Below are 25,529 nucleotides of genomic sequence, written 5' to 3'. Positions count from 1 at the left end.
CCGACTGCGCTGGCACGGGAACTGGGCAGGAGTCAGGGCTTAAGATCGCACTTGGCTGACGATCCAGCTGACTGATGGCATTGCCCGTTGATGAATTCTGCAATGGGTGACAATCTACGTTGCAGCTACCTCGGGTCTCAAACAGATGATCGAGTCAACTTATTGGCGGCAAGAGCTGCGCGCAGAGGTGCTGTGGCTCAAGAAGCATCGCAAGTATCGAAGATGGTCCGAAAAGCAGCTGGTTCTGTATGAGCGCCGTCTAATGCTAGTAGCCTTCCAAGTCCGCTCTCTGCTTGAGCGCCCCAAGGTCAATGATCGTGCTCGAAGCGTTCGACTACCGGCAATTCGCTACAAGAAGATCGGCACCAAGCCATTCACATTTGTAGGCGCAGGATTTCCAGAAGATCGATTTGGCATTGCAAATCCTCAGGCTGTTGATCTGAGCATTCTTGATGTTTGCAATCAGCTTATTCACTACTATTGGATGCAAACATGGTCAGACGGCACTGCGTTCAAGAGCATGCTCGTCTTCTCCGACTACATGCGGAATAAGTGGGCCTACGAATTCTTGATCGAAGACCTCATATGCATCTTCAGCGTATTTGCGAATGAATCGTCTGCGGTCAACGGTATCAGCTTTGAGTGGAGCGATAAAAATCAGGACTCCGTGACAGACTACGCTCGCTGATGGCGAATGGCACGGGCACTTGGCCATTGCTCCGCATCACCTCTTCATTACGCGCCTTTAGGACGATAGGCTCTAGCCGGGGGAGGGGAGCCTCGGCCGGGCAGGGGATTGGGGCTATTTATCGGGGGCAAGGTTGAGTGGTTCCCAGCCCCGTGCTGACAACCGTACCATTTCCGCATAACCGCATAACCGCATAACCGCATAACCGCATAACCGGCGCTCGGGAAACCGGGAAGTTCATAGCGATGGTGCACTAGCTCTTTGAGCAGGACGTTCACGGTGTCCGGGGTGGTGTGCTTGGTCTGGACTTCAGCGGTGGCCACGGTGTCCAGCCAAGACGACCCGGCTTTGTCCAAGGGACGTATTCCAATGAACTGCCGAAGTTGCGGCATTTGTCGGCGCTTGCTGCCGGAGGCGTCGTAGCGTTCGAGTTGGTCAGTGGCTCTACGCGTCTGCGCTGGCAGGCGTGTAGAGCTGATGACCCGGCAACGCACACGCGCCGGCATACACAAAGGCCACGCTTTGCCGCGCCCGGGTCAAGGCCACGTAGTATTTCGGTGGCGCGGTGATACGAGATGCATCGGCCGTGCGCATGTACAGCGTCAGTGGCCCGTTAGGGAAGATCAGTACACGCCCATAGGTCCGGCCCTTGCACTGGCCGAAGTTCACGGCCGGCAATCCGTCACAAGCTTGCTGACGGTCGTACCGAAGCACGGTGGGAGCAAATTCCTGCATGTACGCACTCACATGCTCGGGAGCGACAAGGTAGATGCCATCGTGCCCAGTGATCTCGCCATTGCCTGACTCGGTCCGTGGCATCTGCGGATAGAGCGCGTCGGCCAAGTCGCAGAGCGTCTGGACACAGCGCAAGCTGATGAGGCGGTGACCGAGATGGCATAAGCCATCCGCTTCCCAAATCCGGAACAACGCTGCCATGTTCGGCCCACGATATTGACTGTGCCGCGGCGCGTAGTTGGTCGCGTACGTGGCTTGGCGCGTATCGCCTACCAACGTGATCGCGATGTCGCTCTTCAACAGCCGCTCGACCAGATCCAAGTCATAGCCGGCCAGGTCCTGGACCTCGTCGATGTAGAGCTCGTCGTACATGGCCGCCAGGCGCGCCATGACCTGACCGTGGGTCAGCTCATCGCAGCGCACAGCAAAGTCGGCCGCCCGGTCGGAATACATCCGGTTGCCTGCCAGATAGTGGCGCGCCACTTGGGTGCGTGGAGCGCGGTTATCAGTGCGACCTTCCACGAACAGGATCGTCTCGATCCGAGGCTCGGGGCAAAGCGCACCCTGGTACGGGCGGATGCACTCGCGTAGCAGAAAGCCATACCAGCTGTGCAAGGTAACGTGCGCGGGGACCGCACCGGCGTGAACCTCAAACGAGCGCCGGATCTCCTCAAGGTTTTCCAGAGTGTAGGTGACAATCGCAATGCGGCGCGCAGGCCGCTCCAAGGCCTGCCGGACCAGCAACGTGGTCTTGCCCGAGCCGGCCGCTGAGAGCAGTACCAGGTTAGGTGATGGCACGCTGGACATAGTCTGGGAACCTAAGCGACTGCGGGCTGTTGAAGATTGCCAGGGCTGTATCGGTCTTGTGGCCTTTCATGTACTTGAGCAGCGCCACCTCGTCGGCAAATGTCTTGCCCAGCACAGTATTGAGCTCGGCCAGCGAATTGGCTTTGATCAGCTGCTCTTCCAGCGATGGGGCGTGCTCGTCGGAATCGTAGTAGATCGCGTTGATGTGCTCGGCATAGCGCTCCTGCACAACGGCGACGTCGCCATCGTTGTCGGTGATCACCTTGGCCTGAATCTTCAGTCGATCTGCAATCTGCAAGAAGCGCTTGAATGCCAACGACTTGACCGAAATGATGTCTACGCCGTGAGCCATCGGCGCCACGCCGTGGTGGTCACTGTAGGCACGCTGCACGATCAGCTCGTCGGAAGGACCCTCCACCAGGATTGCTTGCTTGGCCAGGATCAGCCGCAGCGTATCGTGGCCAGGCAGCTTCATGAAATAGTCGTGCGTATCGCTCGGCAGCTGGTCCAGCTTCATCTGGCCCTGCGCGCTGAACAGGATCACGTTGTCCACGCCCAGCTTGTTCAATACGAAGCTGCTGTGGGTAGCGATGATCACCTGTTGGGCGGTGGAGAGGGCCGCAATCTTGTCGATCAGTTGGGTCATGCTGGAGAAGGACAGATGGTTCTCCGGCTCCTCGATCAGCAGCACGTGGGCAGCGCCCGCCGCATGCATTGCCAGCTTCATCTTCACCGCGCTTTGTTCGCCCTTGCCAGCTTGGGTGAAAGGGAGCTCATCCAAGTACGGTGACAAGCTGGTTTCCCACGTTGAGCGCGGCGATGTGTCCACACCCACCGTCAGCGCTCGCTGGCTGATGTCCCCGGTGTGCTCGGTGAGGTAGGCATTGATCGCCGCCACATCCGCTTCTTCGGAAAAACTCTGCCGCATGCGGCGGAAGCTCAACGACAGCGAAACGCGTTGCGCAGGCGTCAGTGCCTGTTCGATGATGCCTGCGATATAGCGATCGGCACCGGACAAGGTCTTGATGCCGTGCGTGTCGATGATGGTCGAGTCGAACGGAATACTGCGGGCGGTGACACCATTGTTGGCGAAGGAATACCAGCGCACCGTGTAGTACTCCACCGGCAGGCTGACCGCACCTTGGTGCTGCCGCAGGTAGGCGTTGAACTCCTCGAGGTAGTCGTCGTTGAGCTCAACCAGCAGCCGGATGCCGGCCGTATCTAGGCGCAACGAGTTGTTGGTGCCGCGCAACGACGCCAGCGCGGCGTCTGCGCCTAGATACGCTTCGATGGAGATCCGCGGCGGCGACGCCCGCGTGCCTGCTGCAAGCGCCGCCAAGTACTCTTGCACCGTCGGCTGGTGGAACAGGTAGGGCGTGAGCTCATAGGCGAGATTGCGCCCATGGAGCTGCCCGGTGACCACCACGTGGATGGCCTCCAGCAGGGTGGACTTGCCAACCTCGTTATCGCCCACCACCAGGTTCATGTGGGCGTTGAGGGGCAGGTCCAGATGGTGAAACGACTTGAAGTTGTCGATAACGATACGTTCGATCGGCATGCACAGTCCTTTGATGGCCAACGAGCCCGGTGGCGAAGCCTGCCCGCACCCTGACTGGCCTCCTTTCCGATCTGAGTCATACTACACAAGCGCCAGGCTAACCAATTCGCTGCCCGTTACATCGGCCCACTCGGTGTCTAGGAAGTAATACGAGGGAACCATGGTCGAATGGTGCCACAGCTCTCCCTAGCGTGCCGCACCGCCATCTCAGCAGTTGCGACGGCGCTAATCGAGTAGGTGTGAGACCAGCGTGCTGGCGGACTGAAAGTGGTCCTTCGCCTGCGTGATCGACCGATGGTCGGTCGGGACCATCAGTGTGGGTAGAGCGACTCCCTGGCGACCACCCTCAAGGCGTTGAAGGCCCGACTCACCATGCTTGGCCCGGAAGCAGTCGGCCGGCTCCGGGCCAAGGAGCAGGGGAGGGGGCATGCCGAGACCAGCCGAACGAGGGCCGCGAGCGACCTCGCAACGGCGCAGGGCCGCCTGGCGACGCGGTTCGGGCCAAGCCTGCGGGAGCGCCAGGCCCGGGACAAGCCCCCCGGATTGGCCAGACTTCGCGCCCGCGCGCAGCGATAATGCGCCGGCCATCTACACAAACACCCCGCTCTCGAGCGCGCGCAAGTTCCTAGAACATGCCACCAACCAAGAGAATCGCGGCACGCCCCACCGCCAATATACGGAGTCCGAGTTGAGCATCATCAATATTCCTCGCGATGAACAAGAAGCCCTGCGAGAGGTCAATGTGCAGGCGTTGGATCGGGAGATTTCAGCTTCCCTGGACGCCCGGCGACTAGGATCGCCATTGCGCGACTTACGGCTGGACAGTTGCGGGCCATTTATCGCCGCCAGGCTTCGCGAGTTCGATGTGGCGCTACAGGCCTACGCGGGAGCTAAGGCGACGAAGAAGCTAGCTGACACCGGTGAGCGCGCCCGCCGTGCCGGCAGCAACTTGGGCAACGCGGTTCGGCAGATGCAGCAGCGGATTGAGACCCAGGAACAGGAAGGTCAGCGCTTCTTCGTCGACGACCAGATCATTCCACCGAGCAATTTCACGAGGACGCTGTCGGTGCGGGTGGACTACCGCTGGCGCCCGTCGGCCGAGGCCGAGTGGGCGCACGGTACTATCACGTTCATTCACTCGCATGATCCACGCCCTGACTACTCAGTGCCGACCCCAAAGCGAAAACCGAGCGCCAGTCAGCGTGCGCAGGATTTGCAGGACGAGCTTTGGCGCGAGTGGGAGCAACTAATGAACAACGGGCTCCATTCGCTTGCCGAGTACTTCCGGCAGGGCGGCGACGGCGCAGCGATCCCGAAAACTTTCCAGGCGCGCGCCGACGCCTTCCATCGTCGGCTCAACAACTTCAGCTGCCGGTTTTGGCTGGAGCCAGCAGGTAGGACGTAGCAGGCTACGGAGCGATGGATTCTGGAGGCGCCATGGTTCTCACAAAGGCAAGGTCGGCGCGTACGGGGCGCCGCTGGGATGGCCGTCGGCATGTGGCTCCGCGGTCGCCAAAGCGCCGGTGACGAGCGATCCTTGCTTTGCCGAGAAGATGTCCGAATCTTCGGGAACCTCGCCAGCGACAGGGACAGCACCGAAAATGACGGTGGCGGATGCGGAGCGTGCCAAGTTGTCGCCGAAGTGGGGAGCCGCCCAAGTGCCCCCCCCAGCAGACCATTCCGACTCGGACCTTGCGCGCCCACAATGGGTGCACCCAAGATCTCTATGCCGCCGCCAAGTCCGCCATCCATGAACAGGAACCTGCGCTGGCGCTTCAGCTCAATTTAGCAGTCGGGCGACCTTCGTCTTGAGCGCGGCGATGCGTCGCGAAACCGACGCGTGGCCGCGCAGACCCGACTCGCGCGCGATGGCGGAGGCACTCTTGCCGAGCCGCAGGGCTATCACAAGGCGACGCTCTTTCTGATCGAGCATTGCGATCACATCGCGGAACAGAACCTGCTCGTACGGCTCGTTGGGCTCCAGCGCATAAGCCGGTGCATCGTCGATGGTCTCGACTAGGTCGACTTTCAATTTCGCCCGTTTGGAATAGAAGCTGCGCTCGAAATCCTCTTTGATCCAGGAGTTCGCGCCCGAGAAGTCCTCGTGCGTCCGGTGGCGGTGCAGCAACTCGACCACCGGATCGAGCGACTCGAGGACACCGTCGCCGTCGATCGCGCTCTGAAGCACCTCCTCGCGCTCGTCGGCATCAAACTCGTCCCAGACGTCGCCGCCCATCAGAGGCCGCTGAATATCGAACAGGTGTCTCTCTTCCTCAGGCAGGCCGGCCAAGATACCGGCGCGTAACTCTGCGAGCGGCTTCCAAGTCTCGTCTTCGTGCGTCGTGGGAGCGAAGAATTCATCGCGCCTGGCCAGTGCCAGGCGATATAGGCGGTGTGCCCAGTATGGGGTGTCGCCGGCGAGCAGTCGCAGTGGCGAGCGCGCGTTGAAGGCGCCTTGACCCAAACGCGCTCGCGGAGACAAGCGCGTCCAGATGTAGTGCGCAAATGCAGCTCGTGCCCGCGCACCGTAGTCCGCAGGCAAGTCGTTGTGCATGTACATCAGGCCCATCATAGAGCGTCGGCGTTCGAGACCGGCCTTGGCCAGGATGTCGTCGGGCAACAGGCCGGCCAGCATGACGTCGAGCTCAGAGTTCCCGCCGTAGGTCGGCACTAGGATCATGTTCGGGTTGCGCCGCTCCTCGAGGTAAGGAACGAACGGCTTCAACCCTTCGATGGCTTCTCCCGACCGCACAAATCCGGCCCTTTGCGTGGCATTCCAAGTGTGCAGGTGGGCTGTCCATTCTAGGCGACCTGTTGCTGGCTCGGACAGGAACGCGAGCTCGAGTGGACCGTGCTCCCATCGGTCTATCTGGGTAATTTCGGCCTGGTGAAAGAACGCATTGGAAATTGAACGCATGGAGATCCTCGGAATAGGGGGCGTACTCCTATCCGGCACAAGTATGAGCAATTGTGACTTCGAGTTGGCAGCATCGCGTTAATCAGTCTTCGAGCAGGCGGGCAGCCGGGTTGGCTGTTGCTCCGCCTGCTTGAAAGTACCCCACGACACTGGACACCGACCGGTGCTCGGTCAGTTGCATGATCGCCGGTAGGGCTACGCCTTGGCGGCTGGCCTCGGTCACGAACCCGGACCGCAGGCTGTGCCCGCCAAAATCCCCCTCCAACCCGGCCAGGCGGGCCCGCCGCTGCACGATCTCGCCGACCGCGGCCGGGGAAAGGGCAGGGCCCACCCTCTGTTTCCACAGCCGCCGGAAGATCGCCCCCTCGGTGAGACCTGAGGCCTCCTGCCAGTCTTGAAGGGCGAGGGCGGCCCGATCAAGCACCGGCTTGTCCGGGGTCGAGGTGGCCGTAACCCCGGCCTGCTGGGTCTTGCTGTGCTCCAGCCGGTAGATATAGCCCGCCTCGCCAATCCGGCGCAGGTCGCGCAGGTCGGCAGCGGCGATCTCGCTGCGCCGGCGGCCGCCACTAGCGAACCCGAAGCAGAGTAGGGCGCGATCCCGAATTCCTTCCAGGCTGTCGTCGCAGGTGGCCAACATGGCCTCCAACTCGGCCAGGGTGATCGCAGTCTTCTTGCGTGGGCGCTCGCCGCGTTTAACCGCGGCCCGCGCCGCGCGGCTGAGCACGGTGCGAATTGCCGGCTGCTCGCAGGGATTGGCCACGTGCTTGAGCCGGTGCGCAGTGGACAGCACGGCAACGCGATGGCGCACGGTGGCCAAGGTCCACGGGCCGACCTTGGCTTTGAGGCCAGCGGCCACCAAGGCCTGGTCGACGGCTGGTGGAAGTTCCCATGCCAACTCGCCATCGATCGAGCGGCGCTGTAGGTGATCGACTACGAACCGGAGCACGGTGACTTCGGGTACCGGCAAGGTCAACTCGATGCCGTAGCGAGCCGCGTGCGCGGCAAGCGCGGGAATTGTACAAACATCTTTCATACTATGTATCGCCGCAGATCCTGCTCGCTGCACCATACCCGCAAAGGTACCTGTTCAATGATGAGCAACGCCCAGTTGAACCGAATCCCCAGCATCGAATTGCAGCTCTTCAAATGGATTTCACTGGTTGAGGCTGATGAGATCCCCGACTGTGTTGAGCTCAAGCGCGCAGGCAACCGGATCTGGATCAAGCACGCGCGACAGGTGCTAGCCGGACTGGGTGATGACGTCCCCGTGCTGACCCTGAGCAATATCCAGCTCAACCCGCGCCTCAAAGGCCGGGGTTGGCTGACCGAATTCGTAGAGCTGTGCGATACCTTGATTCCGTGGCCAGCCCTGTTCGTGGAGCGCGTGCAGAATCCCAGGCTGCCCACCTTCCTCAGACGCAAAGGGTTTATCGAGCTGCAGCACGCCAACTTTTATCGTCCGTCCAAGGCCTGGCGAGCGCGCCACGGTTGGTCGCCTGACCAAGCGCTGGCCGCACAGCAACAGGCTGACCGAGCACACGTACGAGCCCTATGGGAAAACCCCGACGCCACCGCCTACTTCATCGCACGACAGAAGGAGAAAACCCGATGACACCCACCATTTCCCGACGCGCGCACGCAGCCGACATGACCATGCTCGTGCTCTTCATCGCGCTGTTTCCGGTCATGTCAGCACTGCATGCCCGGATTTCCAACGAGCTCTATCACGTTCTGGCCGGCGTGCTGCTCGGCGGGATCGCCGCGCTCAGCCAAGCCTTGCTCCACGATGGCTTCGTGCGCTGGCGTCACGCCGGTGTGGCGGGCCTTGAACGGTCCCGTTCACTGCGGGTGCTGCTGGTGGGGATGGTGTATCCCGTGCTCGCGCTGGTCAGTGGCGTGATTGCACTGTTTGGCACTGCACCCAACGTCGGCCTGCACTATGCGATCGCTTTTGCGGCGGGCGGAGCGCTGATGGGCTGGCGCGCGAGGGCGGCGCTGGCGCACAAACGAGCGCTGGATCTGTGACCGCGGGCGCCGACAATAGGACATGAATTGGGACAGCTGTCACATTGCTGTGCGGAGAAGACGAAGGCGCGGAGGCGCGGATTCGGTCAATTCATGATTTCGCATAATGTATATTATGTTCAAAGCCTCTCCGAGGACGCTCGCGTACCGCTCGCCTCAATCACCGGCCTTGCTATGCCAAGCCAAGAAGCCAGCCTCCCCAGCGTGCCCCTCGCGGCCTGGCAGCTACGGCTTTCTCCATCGTCCGATCAGAGTCTTGTGCATGACCCAGGCGATCCAGCCGCAGACCAAGGCGCCCCCGCGACAATGATCTCTTCCTCTTCATAGGCAACGAAAGCCAACGCTCTCAATGACAGCAAGGCAAACAAAGCTGTAGGCGCCCAAAGCAGGACCTTCATCGTTCTCCCGCCTCCAATTGCATCGGCCGGTCACTTGCCATGACAGGAACGTGTTTCCGCCCGGCGTGACGCGTCACGTTAATGGTCTATGGCAGTCCGCTGCCGCAGGCCCTCTATCTCAACCTGGCGCCCCTTTCTGCACTAGCTCGAAAGCAGCTCCTTCGCCAGAAGCGTGATCCGGGTCGCCGCATTGAGGTCGTACGCACCCAGATCCTTCGGTTCCACCCAGGCATGGGCATCAAACTCTTCGTTGATCGTAACGTCACGGTTCAGTGCTTCGCAGTCGAAGATCAGCTAGATCATGTGAATCTGCTCGCTGGAACCGTCCGGATAGAGCTTGGTGCGGATGTCGTCGCGGAAGGTCCATGGTTGAACGGCACCGATCTGCAGTGCGTGCCCCAGCTCTTCGCGGATCTCCCGACGGAGGCCTTCCTCGATGCGTTCGTCGGGCCCCAGCCCGCCGCCGGACAGTGCCCATTGGCCTGGGAATGCACCACGGTGCAACGGCATACGGCACAGCAGATAGGCGCCCTGGTTCTGGATCAGCGGGCATACGATGACGCGTTGTCTCACAGTGTCTTCCTTGGATGTTGAGCAGGTCCCGGAAGGATTGTATGAAACCCAACCCCATCCCGATGGGTTGCAATTGATTTAGCGTGGCACATCACAACGAACCTGCGCAGCGCACCGGCTTCACACGTTGCCGCCGCTCACTTCGCAATAGTGCGGGGGTCCTCGTTGTTCGAGTGGTACATGTCCCCTCCTCCTGCGCCCGCGCTTCACCTGTCACGGCGATGGCGCATTGCCATCTATATCCTGCTGGGCCTCTACGCGCTGTACCTCCTGGCCGGCAACATCTTCCTCAACACGCCCTTGTTCGACCAGGTCACCAACCGCGAACCGCACAAGTTCGTGATGACCACAGGCCCCGCCATCACATTGCTTCCCGGCCACGTGATCGCCTGGGACGTGCACATGCGCGGCCACGTCAACCACACCGTCTACGTGCTGCATGCCGACCGGGCAAGCGCCAGGCTGGCAGTCCTGCCGCTGTTCCAGCGCGAAGTACGGGTTCCGCGCCTGCAGGCCACGGGCGTATCGGCCGAGATCAGCCGCGTTGACGAGGCCATTCCGCCGCCCCCGCGCAGTGACGAGGGCTGGACGCTGCGTTTCGATGCCATCCACAGCGACAGCATCCGCAGCGCCCGTTTCGGCAAGCTGCTGATCATCGGCAAGGGCCAGGGCACGGTCGGCTTCATCAAGCAGCTGCGCGGTGGCCCCTCGGAACTGCTCGATTCAACCGTCACGTTCAAGGGTGCGGACACCAGCTTCGATGGCGTGCAGCTGCTGGATGACATGAACCTTGCCGCGCGCTTCAGCTACCCGCGCCACTACCGTGACCAGGCGCCTGGGCTCGCCAAACTGAAGATCCTGCATGCCCAGCTGGACGTTGATGCACGCAGTCAGGGCTTGCGCATGGATACGGATGCAACCACCCCGAAGATCTCCAGCGCCCCGGTGCCGGGCCGCCTGCAGCTCTCGGCACACCTGATCGACGGCCAACTGCAACCCGGCGACCACGCTCTCTGGCAGGTGCCGCTCTATCTTGGCGACGGCGCTCCAGACCGCGGCGTGCTGGCCCTTCAGCTCAATGTGGCCAACGACCTGCGCCTGCAGGCCCGCCTGCCGCCAAAGCCCGGCTCGGGCAGCGAAGTGGACGCGGACCTGCACATCACGGGCCGTGATATTCCCTTCCAGGATCCGGCGCAGTTGCTGGAGCGCAGTTCCGGCACGGTGCGCGGCGCATGGACGTTCACCTCGCTCAACTGGATCCCTGCCCTGTTCGTCCGCAGACCGTGGCTGCAACTGGACGGCGGCGGCGCGCTGAAGGCAGACCTCCGGCTGCGCAACGGCGAGCTGAGCGAAGGCAGCACGGTGGACATTCCCTCTGCCGAAGCAGTTGCCGAGGTGGCGGGCGTCCGGCTTGCCGGTACCGCCAGCGCGCATGGGGAACTGAAGTCAGGTACTCCGAATCAGGCCCTGCTTGCCGTCCGCCTGCCCCGCTTCACCGCACGTCCCACCGATGCCAAGGACGTGCGGCTGTTCGACGGCCGCGATCTGCTATTGGACCTGACCGGCGACGGCCGGTTGCAGGAGCTCCGCAAGGGCGTGCGCGCGCACCTGAGCTTCAGCGAAGCCACGATTCCAGATCTGTCGGCCTACAACCGTTATCTCGGTTCAAAGCAGGTGCGCCTGCTGCGCGGCACCGGCTCACTCAGCGGTGATGCCACCCTCGATACCGATGGCCGCGTTGGCCATGGCACGGCCCGCCTGCGGGGGCGCAACACCAGCGCCAAGGTCGCCGGCCTGGACATGGGCGGCGATGTGGACGTGAACGCAACGCTGCGCCGTGGCGACTTCAACCAGCGTCACTTTGATCTGTCCGGCACCACGGTCGAGCTACGTAACGTGCAGGTGGCCGGCACTGAACGCTCGACTGCGTGGAAAGGGCGTGCGGCCTTCAAGCGCGGCCGCATCGATGCGCAATCGCCCTTCCAGGTGGACGCCACCACCGACCTGACGCTCAGTGATGCGCGCCCCTTGCTGGCGTTGTTCGCCGAGCGCACGGACTACCCGCGCTGGACCTTGTCGCTGCTGGATTCCGGCCAGGTGGATGCACAGGCCAGGCTGCGCTGGCGCCCCGGCCATCTGGTGATCGATGGCCTGCAGGCCGAGAATGATCGGCTGTCGGTGCGCGCGCGGCTGGATCTGCTGGAACAGCGCAAGCGCGGCGACCTTTATCTGCGCTGGGGGCTGTTGGGAGCGGGCATCGAACTGGATGGCGACCAGCGCCAGTGGCACCTGGCCAAGGCGCGCGAGTGGTTTGACGAGCGCCCATCCCTGCTGCCGGCAAGTACGGGCGGATCTTCAGACTGAAAGCCGCGGTACCTGCATCCAAATATCGCTTTCAAGCGTATGCAGGGGCATACGGAGCAAGGAGCGGTATCGGAATGAAGCGCGGCACACAGATTTCCGGGTTTCTGGGCTGGTTGGCGATCACCTTCGCTGCGGCCGCGTTGGGCGCGTGGGCATCTTCATCGGCGGCCTCCTTCTATGCCTCGCTTGCCCTGCCCGCGTGGGCGCCGCCGGCCGGTGTCTTTGGTCCGGTGTGGACGCTGCTCTATGCCCTGATGGCGGTGGCGGCCTGGTGGGTCTGGCGCGAGCGCGGCTGGCGCGGCGCGCAAACGGCGCTGCGACTCTATCTGCTGCAGTTGGCCGTCAACGCACTGTGGAGCTGGTTGTTCTTCGGCTGGAAGCTTGGCGCTCTTGCGTTCGCGGACATTCTTCTGCTGATTGCGCTGGTGTGCGCCACGATTGTCAGGTTTGCACGCGTCAGCCGCATTGCGGCAGTAATGCTGCTGCCCTACCTGGCCTGGATCGTGTTTGCCTGCGCGCTGAACTACGCGGTGTGGCGCGCCAATCCCGCACTGCTGTGAGCGCAACACATCTGAATCAGGCCTGGGCAATGGCCTGCGGGCGCCACGCCCGCAACAGGGAGGGCTTGAAGGCCTGCTGGCCACAGCCGGTGGGGCAGCGCACCACTCTGGCTGCAGAATGGCTCACCAACCCTTGGCCTTCCTCTGCCTTGAACACCGTTTCGCAGGAAAGGCAGCGGGCCACCAGTGAGTACAGATGCAGAAGACGACCGCTGGCAGGATCCTGCAGGGCATCCACATCCAGCAGTTCAAACTGGCAGCTGTCAGGCAGCATGCGGTACGGAAGAGATGGCAGCGTCTGCAGGTTCACGGGCGTGGCAACGGTTGAAGGTGGATTCACCATAGGGCAATCGCTGTCGAGTTGGCGTGCAGCCGACATGCACCGGCTGCGAAACCTTTTGCACGGACGCCTTCCACATCGTTTGTCGCTGCGTAGATGAAGAATTCAGGTTTGAATGAAATGCCTTTCACATGCATCAGGTGGTAGGCGAATGCGCGCTTTTGCTTCACCATCCCTGCTAGCAGGATGTAGCTGGGCTTTTCCAGCCATCCATGAATCATGAGTCCCGCCCTTGATGCCATCTGCCGAGTCCACGCACGACCTTGCCCTGTCCCGCTGTGCGCGCGAACCGATCCACACACCCGGCGCGATCCAGCCCTACGGTGTGCTGCTGGTGCTGGAGCCGCAGTCACTGCGGGTGCGCGAGCGCGCCATCAGTCAGCCGAGCGTTCTTCAGCAGTTCGGCGAGCCGTTGCTTCAGCACGTCAGTGAGGTACTCGGTGGCGTGCTGGCGCCCTTCCAGGCGCTGCTCCAGCAGGCCACCATCGGCAGCAGTGCGCATGTGGGCGCCGTGCACCTGGATGGTCACGGCCGGCACCAGCTGCTCGTGCATCGCTCCGCCACCGACCTCCTTGTCGAGCTGGAAGCGCCGGTCCCGGGCCAACCGGGCTCGCTGGAAGAACTGTATCCGGCCATCCGCGAGCTGATGACCGCTATCGAATCGGCCTCGACGGTGGAAGACCTGTGCCAGCTGGCCGCCGCGCACATGCGCCGGCTCACCGGCTTCGATCGCACCCTCGTCTATCAGTTCGACGCCGGCTGGAACGGCGTCGTGGTGGCCGAGGACGGCAATGGCCTATTGCCCTCGTACCTGGACCTGCGCTTCCCTGAATCGGATATTCCTGCGCAGGCCCGTGAGCTGTACCGCCGCAACCGCGTGCGGCTGATCGCAGACAACAACTACACCCCTGCCCCGCTGATGCGCACCGAGGCCCATCGGGATGCACCGCCGACCGATCTGAGCCTGGCGGTGCTGCGCAGCGTGTCCCCCGTCCACCTTCAATACATGCGCAACATGGGCACCGGGGCGTCGATGTCGGTCTCGCTGGTCCATGAGGGCCAGTTGTGGGGGCTGGTGTCGTGCCATACGGTGCAGCCGCGCCGCCTGCCCTACCACGTGCGCACGGCCTGCGAGTTCATGGGCCAGATCCTGTCGCTGCAGATTGCCCTGAAGGAGCGTGCGCGCGCGATCGAAGAACGCGTGGCTCGCCGTTCCGTGCTGGTCAAGCTGCTCGCGCGCATGGCCGGCGACGAGGACTTCATTGCCGCGCTGCGCATGGATGAGGCCAGCCTGCTATCGCTGACCGGCGCCACTGGCGCGGCCATCGTGCACAAGGGCGACTGCATGCGCATGGGCCAGTGCCCTTCTGCCAGCGACGTGCTGGCCCTGGCGAATTGGCTGGCCACGCAGCAGGCCGGCCAGGAAACCTACTGCACCGATCACCTGGCAGCCGACTGGTCACCTGCCGCGCACCTGGCCGACGTAGCCAGCGGCGTGCTGGCGGTGTCCATTTCGCAGTTGCATGACAGTTACCTGATGTGGTTCCGGCCGGAAGTGGTGCGCACCGTGCGCTGGGGTGGCGATCCCCGCAAGGAAGCAGCACCGGGCGTGGCGCTGTCTCCGCGCAACTCGTTCGAGGCCTGGAAGGAGACCGTGCAGCAGCGCAGCCTGCCGTGGAGCGATGCTGACTGCGACGCGGCACACGAGATGCGCACGGCCATCGTCGATATCGTGTTGCGCAAGGCCGAGGAAATGGCCGAACTGAACGAGCAGCTGCTCCGCAGCAACAAGGAACTGGAAGCCTTCTCCTACTCGGTCAGCCACGACCTGCGCGCTCCGTTCCGTCACATTGTCGGCTATTCCGAACTGCTGGGCAGCTCGGCGGGCGAGCGCCTGAACGATACCGAGCGCCGCTTCCTGGACACGATCGTGGAATCGGCCAAGTCCGCCGGAACACTGGTGGATGACCTGCTCAGCTTCTCGCAGATGGGGCGCTCCACCCTGGGGCGTGTGCGGATGGACATGACCGCGCTGGCCGAGGATGTGCGCCGGAGCCTGGCCCTGGACTACGCCGGCCGCGACGTGCAGTGGACGCTCGCACCGCTGCCGGAGGTCGAAGCCGATCCGACGATGCTGCGCCTGGTCTGGCAGAACCTGCTGGCCAACGCGATCAAGTTCACCCGCGAGCGCGACCAGGCGGTGATCGAGGTTGGCCACGAGCGCAGTGACGACGAAGATCACTTCTTCGTGCGCGACAACGGCTGCGGCTTCGACATGCGCTACGTGGACAAGCTGTTCGGCGTGTTCCAACGCCTGCATCACGTCGAAGAGTTCGAAGGCACGGGCATCGGCCTGGCCAATGTACGCCGCATCATCAGCCGCCATGGCGGCCGTACCTGGGCCGAGGGCGAGCCCGGCATGGGCGCCACCATTCACTTCACCCTACCCCGTTCCACAGGAGATCACCCATGAGGGACCTGCGGCCGATCCTCCTGGTTGAGGACAGCCCCAAGGATGCAGAGCTGACTCTGGCCGCATTGTCGCGCTGCCAGTTGCTGAACGATGTCATCCATGTACGCGACGGCGCCGAAGCGCTGGACTACCTGCGCTGCGAAGGCAAGTTTGCCGGCACCATGCACGGCGGCCCGGTGGTGGTGCTGCTGGACCTGAAGCTGCCCAAGGTCAACGGGCTGGAAGTGCTGGAACAGGTTCGCGGGGATCCGCAGCTGAGCAGCACCCCGATCGTCATGCTGACCTCTTCCCGCGAAGAGCAGGACCTCGTGCGCAGTTACGAACTGGGTGTGAATGCATTCGTGGTGAAGCCGGTCGACTTCAAGGAATTCTTCGACGCGATCCAGGGCCTGGGCATGTTCTGGGGCATCACCAACCAGCCACCGCCGCATCGCCCCAACGGCTCGGGGCAGCACAATGCGTGATGGATCGCGCCGCAGCGAGCGCCTGCGCATCCTCATGCTGGAGGACAGCGCACTTGATGCGGAGCTGATCAGCGCCCAGCTGCAGCGTGCCGGCCTCGATTTCGAGGCCGAGCGCCTGTGGACCCGCAACGCGTTCATCGAGGCCATCGACAACCGTGCGTTCGACGTGATTCTCGCCGATCATGTGTTGCCGGGTTTCGATGGCGACGCCGCCCTTGCGCTGGCGCGTGAGCGCGTTCCGCAGACGCCCTTCATCTTTGTTTCCGGCACGCTGACCGAGGAGCTGGCGGTCCAGGCACTCACGCGCGGTGCCCGCGACTATGTGGTGAAGCAACGCCTGCAACGCTTGCCCGATGCGATCCGCCGCGCCCGCCAGGAGGCGCACGAGCGCACCCAGCTGGCCAATGCGCAGGCCGCACTGAACGACAGCCAGGCCCAGTTGCAGCAGGTGACCGACGCCGTTCCTGCGTTGATCGCCCAGCTGGACAAGGACCATCGCTACCGGTTTGCCAACAAGGCGTTTCTGGACTGGCATGGCTTCAGCCTTGCAGAACTGCTGGGCCGCACGGCACGGGAAGTCAGTGGGATTTCTGCGTTTGAACACGCATTACCTGCCCTGGAGCGCGTGCTTCAGGGCGAGCGCACCAGCTTCCAGGTGGAAATGACCCATCGCAGTGGGCAGTCACGATTCGTGCAGATGGACTGCGTGCCGCAGCGTGGCGGCGACGGCGCGGTGGTCGGCTATATCTGCCTGGGCAGCGATGTTTCCGGGCTGAAGCAGGCCGAGCTGGCGCTGCGCGAGGACAACCAGGCCCTGGAGCGCCAGGTCCAGGCGCGCACGGCCGAGTTGAGGGCCAGCAAGCGCCGCCTGCAGGCCATTTTCGAATCCAGCTTCCAGCACCAGGTGCTGCTCGATCTTTCCGGCGGCGTGGTCGATGCCAACGTCGCCTCGCTGGCCGCCGTGCTGGCCGACAAGAAGGATGTAGTGGGCCAACGTTATGCGCGGTCTCCGTGGTTCGCCATGACTGAGGAGGTCGCCGCGACCGTTGATAGGGCCGTCGCCGATGCCGTGCACGGCCGAAGCTCGTTGCATGCGCTGGATATCGAGCTGCCTACCGGACGGCGCAGCTTCGACTTCTCGTTCCGTCCACTGGTGGATGCCGAAGGTGTAGTCACGGCCGTGGTCTCCGAAGCGGTGGAAACCACCGCCCGGCTGCAGGCCGAGCACGCGCTGCGCCAGTCGCAGAAGATCGAGGCCGTGGGCCAGCTGACCGGTGGCATCGCCCACGACTTCAACAACATCCTGACGGTCATCTCCGGCAACGTCGAGCACGCCATGCTGCTCAGCGAGCGCGCCGGTGAGCCGGCCGCGCTGGTCGGCCGCGCCCTGGACAATGCCCTGAAAGGCGTGGGTCGTGCCGCCAGCCTCACCCAGCGGTTGCTGGCATTTGCCCGCCGCCAACCGTTGCACAGCCAGGCGGCCAACCTCAACGACCGGCTGCTGGACATGCACGACATGCTGCAGCGTGCGCTGGGCGAGCTGGTACAGCTGGAGATCCGCAGCGCCCAGGACATCTGGTGCGTGGAGATCGACGTCAGCCAGCTGGAGGCCTCGGTGCTCAACCTGGCGGTCAATGCCCGTGATGCAATGCCCCACGGTGGCCGGCTGGTGATCGAGGTCGACAACAGCCATCTGGACCTCGACTACGCCGCGCTGTTCCCCGACGCCGAACCCGGCGAGTACGTGATGCTGCGGGTACGCGACAATGGGCACGGCATGGATGCGCCCACGCTGGCACGCGTGTTCGAGCCGTTCTTCACCACCAAGCAGGTCGGCCGCGGCACCGGGCTAGGCCTGTCAATGGTGCACGGCTTCGTCAAGCAATCCGGCGGCCACGTCCTGATCGATTCGGTGGAGGGTGCCGGCACCAGCATCACCATGATGTTCCCGCGTTCGGCGCTGGCCCTGCCCTGCGAAGCGCGTGCGCAGCAGTCTGGCCTGGCCGGTTACGCGCCGCGCGAGGAAACCATCCTTGTGGCCGAGGACAACGACGATGTGCGCGCGCACACGGTTGATTCACTGCGCCTGCTGGGCTACCGCGTACTGGAAGCGCACGACGGACCGTCGGCGCTGCGCCTGCTGGAGCGACCGGACACCAAGGTCGACCTGCTGTTCTCCGACGTGGTGATGCCCGGCATGTCGGGCTGGGAACTGGTCCGCGAGGTTCGCGAGCGCTGGCCCGACGTGGCCATCCTGTTCACGTCAGGCTATCCGCGCGACCACGATGCGGTGGGCAGCCAAGGGCGGGCTGCTGCTCTCTTGCCGAAGCCATTTACCCGAAGTGACCTGGCACAGGCGGTGCGAACCGTGCTGGACGCCGCAGCGCACTAAGCTCAACGCGCCGGATCAGGTGTTCCCGCTGCGATCCGGTTGATGTCCGCGCACTCCACCGTCGCAGGTGGATGCTCCCGTCCGGCCAGTGCGATCATCGCCTGGCCCACCGCCAGATTGCTGGTGACCAGTGAAGGGACGAGTGCGCCAGCCAGTTTCATCAGCGGTGCGCCACCCCAGTACAAGGGCTTGAGCACCACGTGGCGCGTGCCGGTTCCCGATACCGGCCGCACGCCGCCCGGGCGCAGCATCACGGTACGCACCGGCATCGTGCGGAGCGCCAGTTCGATTTCGCCCTTGATCCGCAGCGGCATCACCCGGCTCTGCGGGTCCGCGCCGGCGCCGGACACATACAGGAAGCATCCGTCGGGATTCACTGCGGCCCACGCGCGGGCCACGGCCAGTGTGGTGTCCAGCGTCACCCGCCGGTACTCGGCTTCGGCGGTGCCCACCGGAGGTGCGCCCGCGCAATAGAAGCACGCGTTGAAGCCAGCCAGATCGTCACGCTGCTCATCGATGCGCAGGAAATCCGGCACGACCCGCTCGCTGCCCGCACCGTTGAGGCTGCCCGGACGCCGTACCAGCGCGGTCAGATGGCCGACATGCGGTGAGCGCTGGCAGGCCAGCGCCACGCCCTGCCCCACCAGCCCGGCGGCGCCGGTCAACAGAACACGCAATGCTTCTACCCTGGCCATCACCGTCTCCTGCCCCGCTAGAGCTTCACGAAGCGCTGGATCTTCCGCGCCAACCAGCCACTGAATACCAGCGGCGCATCCAGCGCCGAAACGCAGATGCACGGCACCCCCGGCGCGGTCACCGGCTGGTGCTCCACGTCCTCATCCAGGTCCGCCACGTCGCCGGGCGCGAACAACCCCAGCGCATCGTTGTACGAGCCCCGCAGGATCTGGGTCAGCTCGCTGCGGCCGTGGCTGTGCATCGGCAGGCACTTGCCCGGGGCGATCTTCAGCATGATCAGCGAAGGCATCTGCTCTGCACGGATGCAGTGCACGCCCGGCGCCATCCAGCGCCAGCGCAGGCCGCTGAGCGACGCGCCGAAATACGGGTGAAGCGAAGCAGGAAGATGGTCCGGATCGGCTTCGGGCCGCTCTCTCGAAGCGGGCCGCGACGCCACTGCCACGGCAGGCGCGTCCGTCGCCAGCCGCATCAACATCGCGTCGCGCAACTGCTCGCGGCGTAGATCGCCCGTGGATGGCTGGGTCTGTTCCAGCAAGACCGATCCGATCGCCTCGGCCTCGCGGAGGCGCTGGCGACAGTGCGGGCACTGCTCCAGATGCGCGCCCGCCACGATGCTCAACGGCGCCGGAAGCGCGCCCGCGGCGTAGCTCATCAGCGTGGATTCGTGTAGATGGTGGTGCGGATTCACAGCGCACCTCCCACTTTCGACTGCAATTGCAGGAACGCACGCCGCAGGTGCGATTTCACCGTGCCCAGCGGCATGCCCAGCGCCTCGGCGATCTCGCTGTGGCTCTTGGCCTCGAAGTAGGACATGCGCACAAGCCGCGCCTGCACCGCAGGCAGCTCGTTGATGCGCTGGCGCAACCGGGCCTGGTCGGCGAACTGTTCGGCGCTGCTGCGCTCGACCACGTCCATCATCGAGGCATCCTCCACCGCCACCTGCACCTGCATCCAGCTGCGCTCGCGGCGCACGCGGTCGATATGCAGGTTGCGGGCGATACGGTACAGCCAGGTGCTCAGCGCACCCTGCGCGGCATCATAGTCGGCCGCCCGCAGCCACAGGCGCAGCAGGCATTCCTGCGCCAACTCCTCGGCCACCGCGTCGGGTGCGCCCAACCCGCGCAGATAGACGCACAGGCGCGGCATGAAATGGTCATAGATCCGCATGAAACAGTCGCGGTCGCGCAGCCGCGCGACACCGTCCATGTCACCGGCCCAGTTTTTCGGCTCGCTGCTGGGCTGCTGGGAGCTGGACACGGTGCGTGCGCTGTTGAAGTTGGCGAGGGTGCTGGCGGCGTCAGGGTACATCTGCGTTCGCGGCGGGCGGGTGAAGGTCTGTTCCCTGTACGGGCGGGAATGGCAATTGGATGCAGCCCGCATTGCGCATCCAACCCGCCCCTCCTGCCGTACCACCTGGACACGCCCTAACGGATGAATGCCATGCGCATTGCCTGGCTGTTGTTGTGCCTGCCCCATGCCGCGCTGGCGGCCCCCTGGCTGCGAAGCGAGGGCGTGGCAACGTCCTCGCAGGGCCGGATCCTCTACCGGGAAGTTCACTGGCGCCGCGATGCAAGCGAGGGTGCCGAGCGCTGGGTGCTGTACCAGTGCCCGGGGGGCCAGCCGTTCGCCCGCAAGCACCTGCCGGCCAGCCCCTTTGCGCAGGCTCGCGGCTATTCGCTGCAGGACCGGCGCAGCGGCCAGACGGCCGAGATCGAGACCGCCAGCGGTGCCGTGTCGGTCGCCTGGAAGGAGGATGCCGCCAGCCCGCCCCGGCAGCGCAGGCTCGATCTGCCGCCGGACGCAGTGATCGATGCGGGATTCGACGCGGCGGTCCGCCTGCACTGGACAGCGCTGATGCAGGGCGAACGCATTTCGCTGCCCTTCCTGGTGCCCGGGCGGCAGCGCTACTTCCCGGTGCAGGTCCGGCATACCGGCACCCTGCGCTGGCAGGGCATCGACGCCCAGTCCATCGAGGTCAGCCTGGACACCTGGTATGGCGGCATCGCGCCCCGCCTGTCGCTGGTCTATGCCAGCGCCGACCGGCGCCTGCTGGAATTCAACGGCACCAGCAACCTGCGCGATGCGCGCGGCACCTATCCGCAGGTGGCGGTGCGCTTCGGCTCACCTCCCGCGCAACGCCCCGCGTCGGAGTGGCAGCAGGCGTGGGCGCAGCCACTGGTCGACCGCTGCCCCGTCACGAACACGTGAAGCCGACATTCACCGCAACTCGTCGCATCCATTACGCATTCTGCTGCGTACAGCAAGACACGACACCCGCCGAGATCCGCCATGGCCTCTGTATCGCCCCTCCCCCGTCGACGCTGGCGCCTGGTGCACACCCTGCAGCGTTGGGTTGATACCAGCAACGCTGCGGATGCCAACTCGGAACAGCCCGGCCGCATCGACTGGCTGCGAGCGGTGCCGTTCGCGCTCATGCACCTAGCGTGCATCGCGGTGATCTGGGTGGGCGTGTCGTGGACGGCGGTGGTCGTGGCCGCGGCGCTTTACGCGGTGCGCATGTTCGCCATCACCGCGTTCTATCACCGCTACTTTTCGCACCGCACCTTCCAGGCACCGCGCGCCGTGCAGTTCCTGTTCGCGGTGATCGGCGCGTCCAGCGTACAGCGCGGGCCGTTGTGGTGGGCTGCCCACCATCGCCACCACCATCGGCACGCTGACCAGCCACTGGACCCGCATTCCCCGCGCGAAGGCGGCTTCTGGCGCAGCCACATGGGATGGTTCCTGACCCGCGAAGCCTTCGCCACCGACCTGTCGCGGGTGCCGGACCTGGCGCGCTTCCCGGAGCTGCGCTGGCTGGACCGTTTCGATACCGCCATTCCCGTGCTGCTGGCCATCGGCCTGTATGCATTGGGTGCAGCACTGGAACACTGGGCGCCGGGCCTGCGCACCTCCGGCCCGCAGCTGCTGGTGTGGGGATTCTTCATTTCCACCATCGTGCTGTTCCATGCCACGGTCACCATCAACTCGCTGGCTCATCGCTTCGGTCGTCGCCGCTTTGAGACCCGAGACGACAGCCGCAACAATCTCTGGCTGGCTCTGCTGACGTTCGGTGAAGGCTGGCACAACAACCACCACTTCTTCCCGGGCACCGTGCGCCAGGGCTTCCGTTGGTGGGAGATCGACCTGACCTGGTATGGGCTGCGTGCAATGGCGGCGTTCGGCCTGGTCAAAGGCCTCAAGCCCATCCCCGAATGGGTGCTGGCCAAGGCGAGGTACTGACATGCGCATCGCCATCATCGGCTCAGGCATCTCAGGGCTGGCCAGCGCCTGGTGGCTGCAGGAACGGCACGACGTGACGCTGTTCGAGGCCAACGATTACCTGGGCGGCCACACCCACACCCACGACGTGCAGGTGGACGACACGCGCATGGCCGTGGACACCGGCTTCATTGTCTTCAACCCCCAGCACTACCCGCTGCTGACGGCGCTGTTCGATGAGCTGGGCGTGGTGTCGCAGCCGACCACCATGAGCTTTTCGATGCACAGCGAGCGCAGCGGCGTGGAGTACAACGCCACCTCGCTGGATGGCCTGTTCTGCCAGCGACGCAACCTGGTATCGCCGCGCTTCTGGGGCATGCTGGCCGACCTGCGCCGCTTCTATCGGGATGCCCCGCTGTTGCTGGCCGGGGAGGAAGGCCCAACGCTGGGAGAGTATCTGCGAGATCAGCGCTACGGCGAGGCCTTCATTGAAGAGCACCTGCTGCCGATGGCCTCGGCACTGTGGTCGTCGCCCACCGCCACGGTGCAGGACTTCCCCGCGCGCTATCTGGCCCAGTTCATGGCCAACCACCAGATGCTGCAGATGACCGGGCGGTCCTCCTGGCGGGTCGTTACCGGCGGGTCGGCCCGTTACGTGGATGCACTGCGCCGCCGTTGGCGGGTGCATGAGCGCCTCCAGTGCCCGGTGCAGCGGGTGGAGCGCACGCCCGGGGGCGCACGCGTGCACAGCGCCGCCGGCGTCGAAGCCTTCGACGAAGTCATCCTGGCCTGCCATAGCGACCAGGCCCTGGCCCTGCTGGGTGATGCCGACCCCGTCGAGCGCGAGGTGCTGGGTGCCATCCGCTACCAATCCAACGAAGCGGTACTGCATACCGATGCCTCGCTGCTGCCACGCAACCGCAAGGCCTGGGCGGCCTGGAACGCGCATGTCCCGCAGGATCCAGCGGCGCCCTGCACGGTCAGCTACTGCATGAACCTGCTGCAGGGCCTGCCGGGCAGCACGCCACTGGTGGTCACCCTCAACCGCAGCGAGGCCATCGACCCTGCCAGGGTGCTGCGCACGCTGCACTATGCACACCCGGTGCACGATCATGCTGCGGTTCGCGCGCAGCAGCGATGGGCGGAGCTTCAGGGTCATCGCCACACCTGGTTCGCAGGGGCCTACTGGGGCTGGGGCTTTCACGAAGATGGCATCCGCAGCGCCCGCCGCGTGGTGGATGCACTTGAGTTCTGCGCACCGCATCGCTGGGTGTCGACACCGGGCGAGGTGGCGGCATGAGCGCCAGCGCTCTCTATTTCGGGCAGGTCATGCACCGTCGGCATCATCCGCACCCGCATGCGTTCCGTTATCCGGTTGCGCAACTGCTGCTCGATCTGGATGAACTGGAGACCGTGTTTGCGGGACGCTGGCTGTGGTCGGTCAATCGGCGCAACCTCGCCGAGTTCCGGCGCAGCGACTATTTCGGCGATCCCGCACAGCCTCTGGCCGACGCCGTGCGCGACCATGCCGCGCGGACGCTTGGTCATCGTCCCTCCGGCCCGGTGCGCCTGCTCACCCACCTTCGCTTTGCCGGGCATGTATTCAACCCGGTCAGCTTCTACTACTGCTACCACGCCGACGGCAGCACGCTGGACTGCATCGTGGCCGAGATCACCAACACGCCCTGGAAGGAACGGCACGCCTACGTGCTGCCGGTCGCTACGGCCGTCCACGAAGGTGCGTCACTGCGTTGGCAGTTCGACAAGTGCTTCCACGTTTCGCCGTTCATGCCGATGGACTGCCGCTACGACTGGCGCTTCAGCAGCCCCGATGAGGACCTGCGCGTGCACATGCAGGTCTGGCGCGACGGCATCCGGCAGTTCGATGCCACCCAGACGATGCACCGCCGCCGCCTGGATGGCCGCGGGCTGGCGCGGCTCCTCGCCTGCTACCCACTGATGACCACCCAGGTGGTGGCCGCCATCCACTGGCACGCGCTGCGGCTGTGGCTGAAGCGCAACCCCGTACACGACCACCCCACCCTTGCCGGGAAACCACGATGAACTCGATGACGCCTTCGGTGACCCTGCCGCGCCCCGGCGCGCTGGACGCCTTCCTGCGCCGCCGCCTGCTGGCGCAGCTTGCCCCCTTGCGCGATGGCCACCTGTGCGTGCGCGATGCCCTTGGCGAGGTCCGGCTGGGCAACGCCCACGCAGGGCTGCAGGTAACGGTGACCATCGATGACCCCGCGTTCTACCGGAAGGTCGCTGCGCAGGGCAGCGTCGGCGCCGGCGAGAGCTACATCCAGGGCGACTGGCACTGTGATGACCTTGTCGCGCTGATACAGCTGCTGGTGCGCAACCGCGACCTGCTTGATGGCATGGAGCAGGGCCCAGCCCGTGTGGCTGGCTGGTTGCTGCGCGGCTGGAACCGGCTGCATCGCAACAGCCGTGAGGGCAGCCGGCGCAACATCGCCGCCCACTACGACCTGGGCAACGACTTCTTTGCCCTGTTCCTGTCGCCGGATCTCATGTATTCGTCGGCGCTGTTCGCCAGCGAATCCGAATCACTGGAGTCCGCCTCGCGCCGCAAGCTGGACCGAATCTGCCGCCAGCTGCAACTCAAGCCGGGCGACCGGGTGGTGGAAATCGGCACCGGTTGGGGCGGTTTCGCGGTACACGCCGCCCGGCACTATGGCTGCCATGTCACCACCACCACCATCTCTGCCGAGCAGCATGCGCTGGCCACCGAGCGCGTGCGGGACGCAGGACTGCAGGACCAGGTCACGTTGTTGATGCAGGACTACCGCGACCTGCAGGGCCAGTTCGACAAGCTGGTATCGATCGAGATGATCGAAGCGATCGGCGCCGAATACCTGGACACCTACATGGCCACGCTGCAGCGACTGCTGAAGCCCGATGGTGTTGCCCTGCTGCAGGCCATCACCATCGAGGACCATCGCTACGAGCAGGCCCGGCGCAGCGTCGACTACATCAAGCGCTACGTGTTCCCGGGCAGCTTCATCCCATCGATCAATGCGATCATGGCCGCCAAGAGCCGATCCAGCGACCTGCAGCTGATCGCCCAGCAGGATTTCGGCCATTCCTACGCGCTGACCCTGCGCGCCTGGCGCCAGCGCTTCCTCGCACAGCTGCCCGCCGTGCAGGCACAGGGGTTCGATGCGCGCTTCTGCCGCCTGTGGGACTTCTACCTGGCCTACTGCGAAGGCGGCTTCCTGGAGCGTTCGATCGGCGTCTCGCATCTGCTGCTGGCACGCCCGGGCCATCGACCTGCGGTCCCGGCTGGCGAAGGTGACTGA

Annotated in this window: 24 protein-coding genes and 1 pseudogene; 14 read left to right on the top strand and 11 right to left on the bottom strand. The window is 64.5% G+C overall.

The features are described from left to right. The first annotated feature begins 106 nt into the window (after positions 1-106). Positions 107-688, top strand: a complete 582-nt coding sequence (locus tag AC13FN_RS07495) for a hypothetical protein (RefSeq protein WP_482984487.1) — start codon at positions 107-109, stop codon at positions 686-688. A 224-nt stretch (positions 689-912) separates the two neighbouring features. Here the strand turns inward: AC13FN_RS07495 and AC13FN_RS07490 are convergent. The 3 genes and pseudogenes from AC13FN_RS07490 to AC13FN_RS07480 all read right to left on the bottom strand — a co-directional run. Beyond that, a pseudogene (locus AC13FN_RS07490) lies at positions 913-1,131 on the bottom strand (DUF4158 domain-containing protein); the annotation flags it as partial. Between the two features lies 1 nt (position 1,132). After that, positions 1,133-2,230: a UvrD-helicase domain-containing protein gene (locus tag AC13FN_RS07485; protein ID WP_482984488.1), complete on the bottom strand. Its 1,098-nt coding sequence runs from the start codon at positions 2,228-2,230 to the stop codon at positions 1,133-1,135. Next, entirely contained in the window at positions 2,208-3,788 is a 1,581-nt protein-coding gene (locus AC13FN_RS07480; protein WP_482984489.1) for an ATP-dependent nuclease, read from the bottom strand. The genes AC13FN_RS07485 and AC13FN_RS07480 overlap by 23 nt, the downstream gene beginning before the upstream one ends. A 688-nt stretch (positions 3,789-4,476) precedes the next feature. Here AC13FN_RS07480 and AC13FN_RS07475 point away from each other — a divergent pair. Further along, positions 4,477-5,193, top strand: coding sequence for a hypothetical protein (locus AC13FN_RS07475; protein WP_482984490.1), 717 nt, complete (start codon positions 4,477-4,479; stop codon positions 5,191-5,193). A 375-nt stretch (positions 5,194-5,568) separates the two neighbouring features. On the opposite strand, the gene AC13FN_RS07470 is transcribed toward AC13FN_RS07475, so the two are convergent. Next, positions 5,569-6,705: a hypothetical protein gene (locus tag AC13FN_RS07470; RefSeq protein ID WP_482984491.1), complete on the bottom strand. Its 1,137-nt coding sequence runs from the start codon at positions 6,703-6,705 to the stop codon at positions 5,569-5,571. An 82-nt stretch (positions 6,706-6,787) separates the two neighbouring features. Continuing rightward, the gene (locus AC13FN_RS07465) at positions 6,788-7,738 is read right to left on the bottom strand and encodes a site-specific integrase (RefSeq protein ID WP_482984492.1); all 951 of its coding nucleotides are present in this window, start codon (positions 7,736-7,738) and stop codon (positions 6,788-6,790) included. 60 nt (positions 7,739-7,798) lie between these two features. On the opposite strand from AC13FN_RS07465, the gene AC13FN_RS07460 reads away from it, so the two are divergent. Further along, complete coding sequence (locus AC13FN_RS07460; protein ID WP_482984493.1) at positions 7,799-8,317, top strand: hypothetical protein; 519 nt, start codon at positions 7,799-7,801, stop codon at positions 8,315-8,317. Then, entirely contained in the window at positions 8,314-8,730 is a 417-nt protein-coding gene (locus AC13FN_RS07455) for a hypothetical protein (protein WP_482984494.1), read from the top strand. The genes AC13FN_RS07460 and AC13FN_RS07455 overlap by 4 nt, the downstream gene beginning before the upstream one ends. Positions 8,731-9,422: 692 nt before the next feature. Here AC13FN_RS07455 and nudI read toward each other — a convergent pair. Beyond that, positions 9,423-9,701: a nucleoside triphosphatase NudI gene (gene nudI / locus AC13FN_RS07450; RefSeq protein ID WP_482984495.1), complete on the bottom strand. Its 279-nt coding sequence runs from the start codon at positions 9,699-9,701 to the stop codon at positions 9,423-9,425. Positions 9,702-9,881: 180 nt separating this feature from the next. On the opposite strand from nudI, the gene AC13FN_RS07445 reads away from it, so the two are divergent. Further along, on the top strand, positions 9,882-12,065 hold the full coding sequence (locus AC13FN_RS07445; RefSeq protein ID WP_482984496.1) for an AsmA family protein: 2,184 nt from the start codon (positions 9,882-9,884) through the stop codon (positions 12,063-12,065). Between the two features lie 74 nt (positions 12,066-12,139). Continuing rightward, positions 12,140-12,625 (top strand): TspO/MBR family protein, encoded by a 486-nt coding sequence (locus tag AC13FN_RS07440; RefSeq protein WP_478410980.1) that lies wholly within the window; start codon positions 12,140-12,142, stop codon positions 12,623-12,625. Between the two features lie 16 nt (positions 12,626-12,641). On the opposite strand, the gene AC13FN_RS07435 is transcribed toward AC13FN_RS07440, so the two are convergent. Together AC13FN_RS07435 and AC13FN_RS07430 are read right to left on the bottom strand one after the other, a co-directional pair. Further along, the gene (locus tag AC13FN_RS07435) at positions 12,642-12,935 is read right to left on the bottom strand and encodes a hypothetical protein (RefSeq protein ID WP_049436419.1); all 294 of its coding nucleotides are present in this window, start codon (positions 12,933-12,935) and stop codon (positions 12,642-12,644) included. A gap of 26 nt (positions 12,936-12,961) precedes the next feature. Beyond that, the gene (locus AC13FN_RS07430; protein WP_152906235.1) at positions 12,962-13,186 is read right to left on the bottom strand and encodes a hypothetical protein; all 225 of its coding nucleotides are present in this window, start codon (positions 13,184-13,186) and stop codon (positions 12,962-12,964) included. Positions 13,187-13,200: 14 nt separating this feature from the next. Here AC13FN_RS07430 and AC13FN_RS07425 point away from each other — a divergent pair, with 14 nt between their 5' ends. The 3 genes from AC13FN_RS07425 to AC13FN_RS07415 are packed head-to-tail and all read left to right on the top strand — an operon-like array spanning position 13,201 to position 18,294. Next, positions 13,201-15,438: an ATP-binding protein gene (locus AC13FN_RS07425; protein ID WP_478412518.1), complete on the top strand. Its 2,238-nt coding sequence runs from the start codon at positions 13,201-13,203 to the stop codon at positions 15,436-15,438. Continuing rightward, positions 15,435-15,902, top strand: a complete 468-nt coding sequence (locus tag AC13FN_RS07420; RefSeq protein ID WP_482984497.1) for a response regulator — start codon at positions 15,435-15,437, stop codon at positions 15,900-15,902. The genes AC13FN_RS07425 and AC13FN_RS07420 overlap by 4 nt, the downstream gene beginning before the upstream one ends. Next, complete coding sequence (locus AC13FN_RS07415; RefSeq protein ID WP_478413669.1) at positions 15,895-18,294, top strand: response regulator; 2,400 nt, start codon at positions 15,895-15,897, stop codon at positions 18,292-18,294. The genes AC13FN_RS07420 and AC13FN_RS07415 overlap by 8 nt, the downstream gene beginning before the upstream one ends. Before the next feature lie 2 nt (positions 18,295-18,296). Here AC13FN_RS07415 and AC13FN_RS07410 read toward each other — a convergent pair whose 3' ends face one another. Genes AC13FN_RS07410 through AC13FN_RS07400 form a run of 3 tightly spaced genes read right to left on the bottom strand, consistent with a single transcriptional unit; the run spans position 18,297 to position 20,298 of the window. Next, positions 18,297-18,989: a Rossmann-fold NAD(P)-binding domain-containing protein gene (locus AC13FN_RS07410; protein ID WP_197638493.1), complete on the bottom strand. Its 693-nt coding sequence runs from the start codon at positions 18,987-18,989 to the stop codon at positions 18,297-18,299. 17 nt (positions 18,990-19,006) lie between these two features. Then, entirely contained in the window at positions 19,007-19,678 is a 672-nt protein-coding gene (locus tag AC13FN_RS07405; RefSeq protein ID WP_049436408.1) for a ChrR family anti-sigma-E factor, read from the bottom strand. After that, the gene (locus AC13FN_RS07400; protein WP_482984498.1) at positions 19,675-20,298 is read right to left on the bottom strand and encodes a sigma-70 family RNA polymerase sigma factor; all 624 of its coding nucleotides are present in this window, start codon (positions 20,296-20,298) and stop codon (positions 19,675-19,677) included. The genes AC13FN_RS07405 and AC13FN_RS07400 overlap by 4 nt, the downstream gene beginning before the upstream one ends. 132 nt (positions 20,299-20,430) lie before the next feature. On the opposite strand from AC13FN_RS07400, the gene AC13FN_RS07395 reads away from it, so the two are divergent. The 5 genes from AC13FN_RS07395 (at position 20,431) to AC13FN_RS07375 (ending at position 25,529) form a co-directional block, all read left to right on the top strand. After that, entirely contained in the window at positions 20,431-21,198 is a 768-nt protein-coding gene (locus tag AC13FN_RS07395; protein ID WP_312392349.1) for a hypothetical protein, read from the top strand. Positions 21,199-21,279: 81 nt separating this feature from the next. After that, the gene (locus AC13FN_RS07390; RefSeq protein ID WP_482984499.1) at positions 21,280-22,230 is read left to right on the top strand and encodes an acyl-CoA desaturase; all 951 of its coding nucleotides are present in this window, start codon (positions 21,280-21,282) and stop codon (positions 22,228-22,230) included. Between the two features lies 1 nt (position 22,231). Next, positions 22,232-23,509, top strand: coding sequence for an NAD(P)/FAD-dependent oxidoreductase (locus tag AC13FN_RS07385; RefSeq protein WP_478413666.1), 1,278 nt, complete (start codon positions 22,232-22,234; stop codon positions 23,507-23,509). After that, a complete protein-coding gene (locus tag AC13FN_RS07380; protein WP_482984500.1) occupies positions 23,506-24,273 on the top strand; it encodes a DUF1365 domain-containing protein in 768 nt (255 codons plus the stop codon). Before AC13FN_RS07385 ends, AC13FN_RS07380 begins: the two co-directional genes overlap by 4 nt. Further along, complete coding sequence (locus AC13FN_RS07375) at positions 24,270-25,529, top strand: class I SAM-dependent methyltransferase (RefSeq protein WP_197643354.1); 1,260 nt, start codon at positions 24,270-24,272, stop codon at positions 25,527-25,529. Before AC13FN_RS07380 ends, AC13FN_RS07375 begins: the two co-directional genes overlap by 4 nt.

The sequence above is a fragment of the Stenotrophomonas sp. 115C5 genome (assembly GCF_056861055.1).
Note: the sequence above shows the minus strand (reverse complement) of the source record. Positions and strands in the feature narration are given on the sequence as shown.

Coding starts and splice junctions, on each gene's coding strand:
- AC13FN_RS07485 (WP_482984488.1), bottom strand. CDS start 2,230: ATGTCCAGCGTGCCATCACCTAACCTGGTACTGCTCTCAGCGGCCGGC.
- AC13FN_RS07480 (WP_482984489.1), bottom strand. CDS start 3,788: ATGCCGATCGAACGTATCGTTATCGACAACTTCAAGTCGTTTCACCAT.
- AC13FN_RS07470 (WP_482984491.1), bottom strand. CDS start 6,705: ATGCGTTCAATTTCCAATGCGTTCTTTCACCAGGCCGAAATTACCCAG.
- AC13FN_RS07465 (WP_482984492.1), bottom strand. CDS start 7,738: ATGAAAGATGTTTGTACAATTCCCGCGCTTGCCGCGCACGCGGCTCGC.
- AC13FN_RS07460 (WP_482984493.1), top strand. CDS start 7,799: ATGAGCAACGCCCAGTTGAACCGAATCCCCAGCATCGAATTGCAGCTC.
- AC13FN_RS07455 (WP_482984494.1), top strand. CDS start 8,314: ATGACACCCACCATTTCCCGACGCGCGCACGCAGCCGACATGACCATG.
- AC13FN_RS07445 (WP_482984496.1), top strand. CDS start 9,882: ATGTCCCCTCCTCCTGCGCCCGCGCTTCACCTGTCACGGCGATGGCGC.
- AC13FN_RS07440 (WP_478410980.1), top strand. CDS start 12,140: ATGAAGCGCGGCACACAGATTTCCGGGTTTCTGGGCTGGTTGGCGATC.
- AC13FN_RS07430 (WP_152906235.1), bottom strand. CDS start 13,186: ATGATTCATGGATGGCTGGAAAAGCCCAGCTACATCCTGCTAGCAGGG.
- AC13FN_RS07425 (WP_478412518.1), top strand. CDS start 13,201: ATGCCATCTGCCGAGTCCACGCACGACCTTGCCCTGTCCCGCTGTGCG.
- AC13FN_RS07420 (WP_482984497.1), top strand. CDS start 15,435: ATGAGGGACCTGCGGCCGATCCTCCTGGTTGAGGACAGCCCCAAGGAT.
- AC13FN_RS07415 (WP_478413669.1), top strand. CDS start 15,895: ATGCGTGATGGATCGCGCCGCAGCGAGCGCCTGCGCATCCTCATGCTG.
- AC13FN_RS07410 (WP_197638493.1), bottom strand. CDS start 18,989: ATGGCCAGGGTAGAAGCATTGCGTGTTCTGTTGACCGGCGCCGCCGGG.
- AC13FN_RS07400 (WP_482984498.1), bottom strand. CDS start 20,298: ATGTACCCTGACGCCGCCAGCACCCTCGCCAACTTCAACAGCGCACGC.
- AC13FN_RS07395 (WP_312392349.1), top strand. CDS start 20,431: ATGCGCATTGCCTGGCTGTTGTTGTGCCTGCCCCATGCCGCGCTGGCG.
- AC13FN_RS07390 (WP_482984499.1), top strand. CDS start 21,280: ATGGCCTCTGTATCGCCCCTCCCCCGTCGACGCTGGCGCCTGGTGCAC.
- AC13FN_RS07385 (WP_478413666.1), top strand. CDS start 22,232: ATGCGCATCGCCATCATCGGCTCAGGCATCTCAGGGCTGGCCAGCGCC.
- AC13FN_RS07380 (WP_482984500.1), top strand. CDS start 23,506: ATGAGCGCCAGCGCTCTCTATTTCGGGCAGGTCATGCACCGTCGGCAT.
- AC13FN_RS07375 (WP_197643354.1), top strand. CDS start 24,270: ATGAACTCGATGACGCCTTCGGTGACCCTGCCGCGCCCCGGCGCGCTG.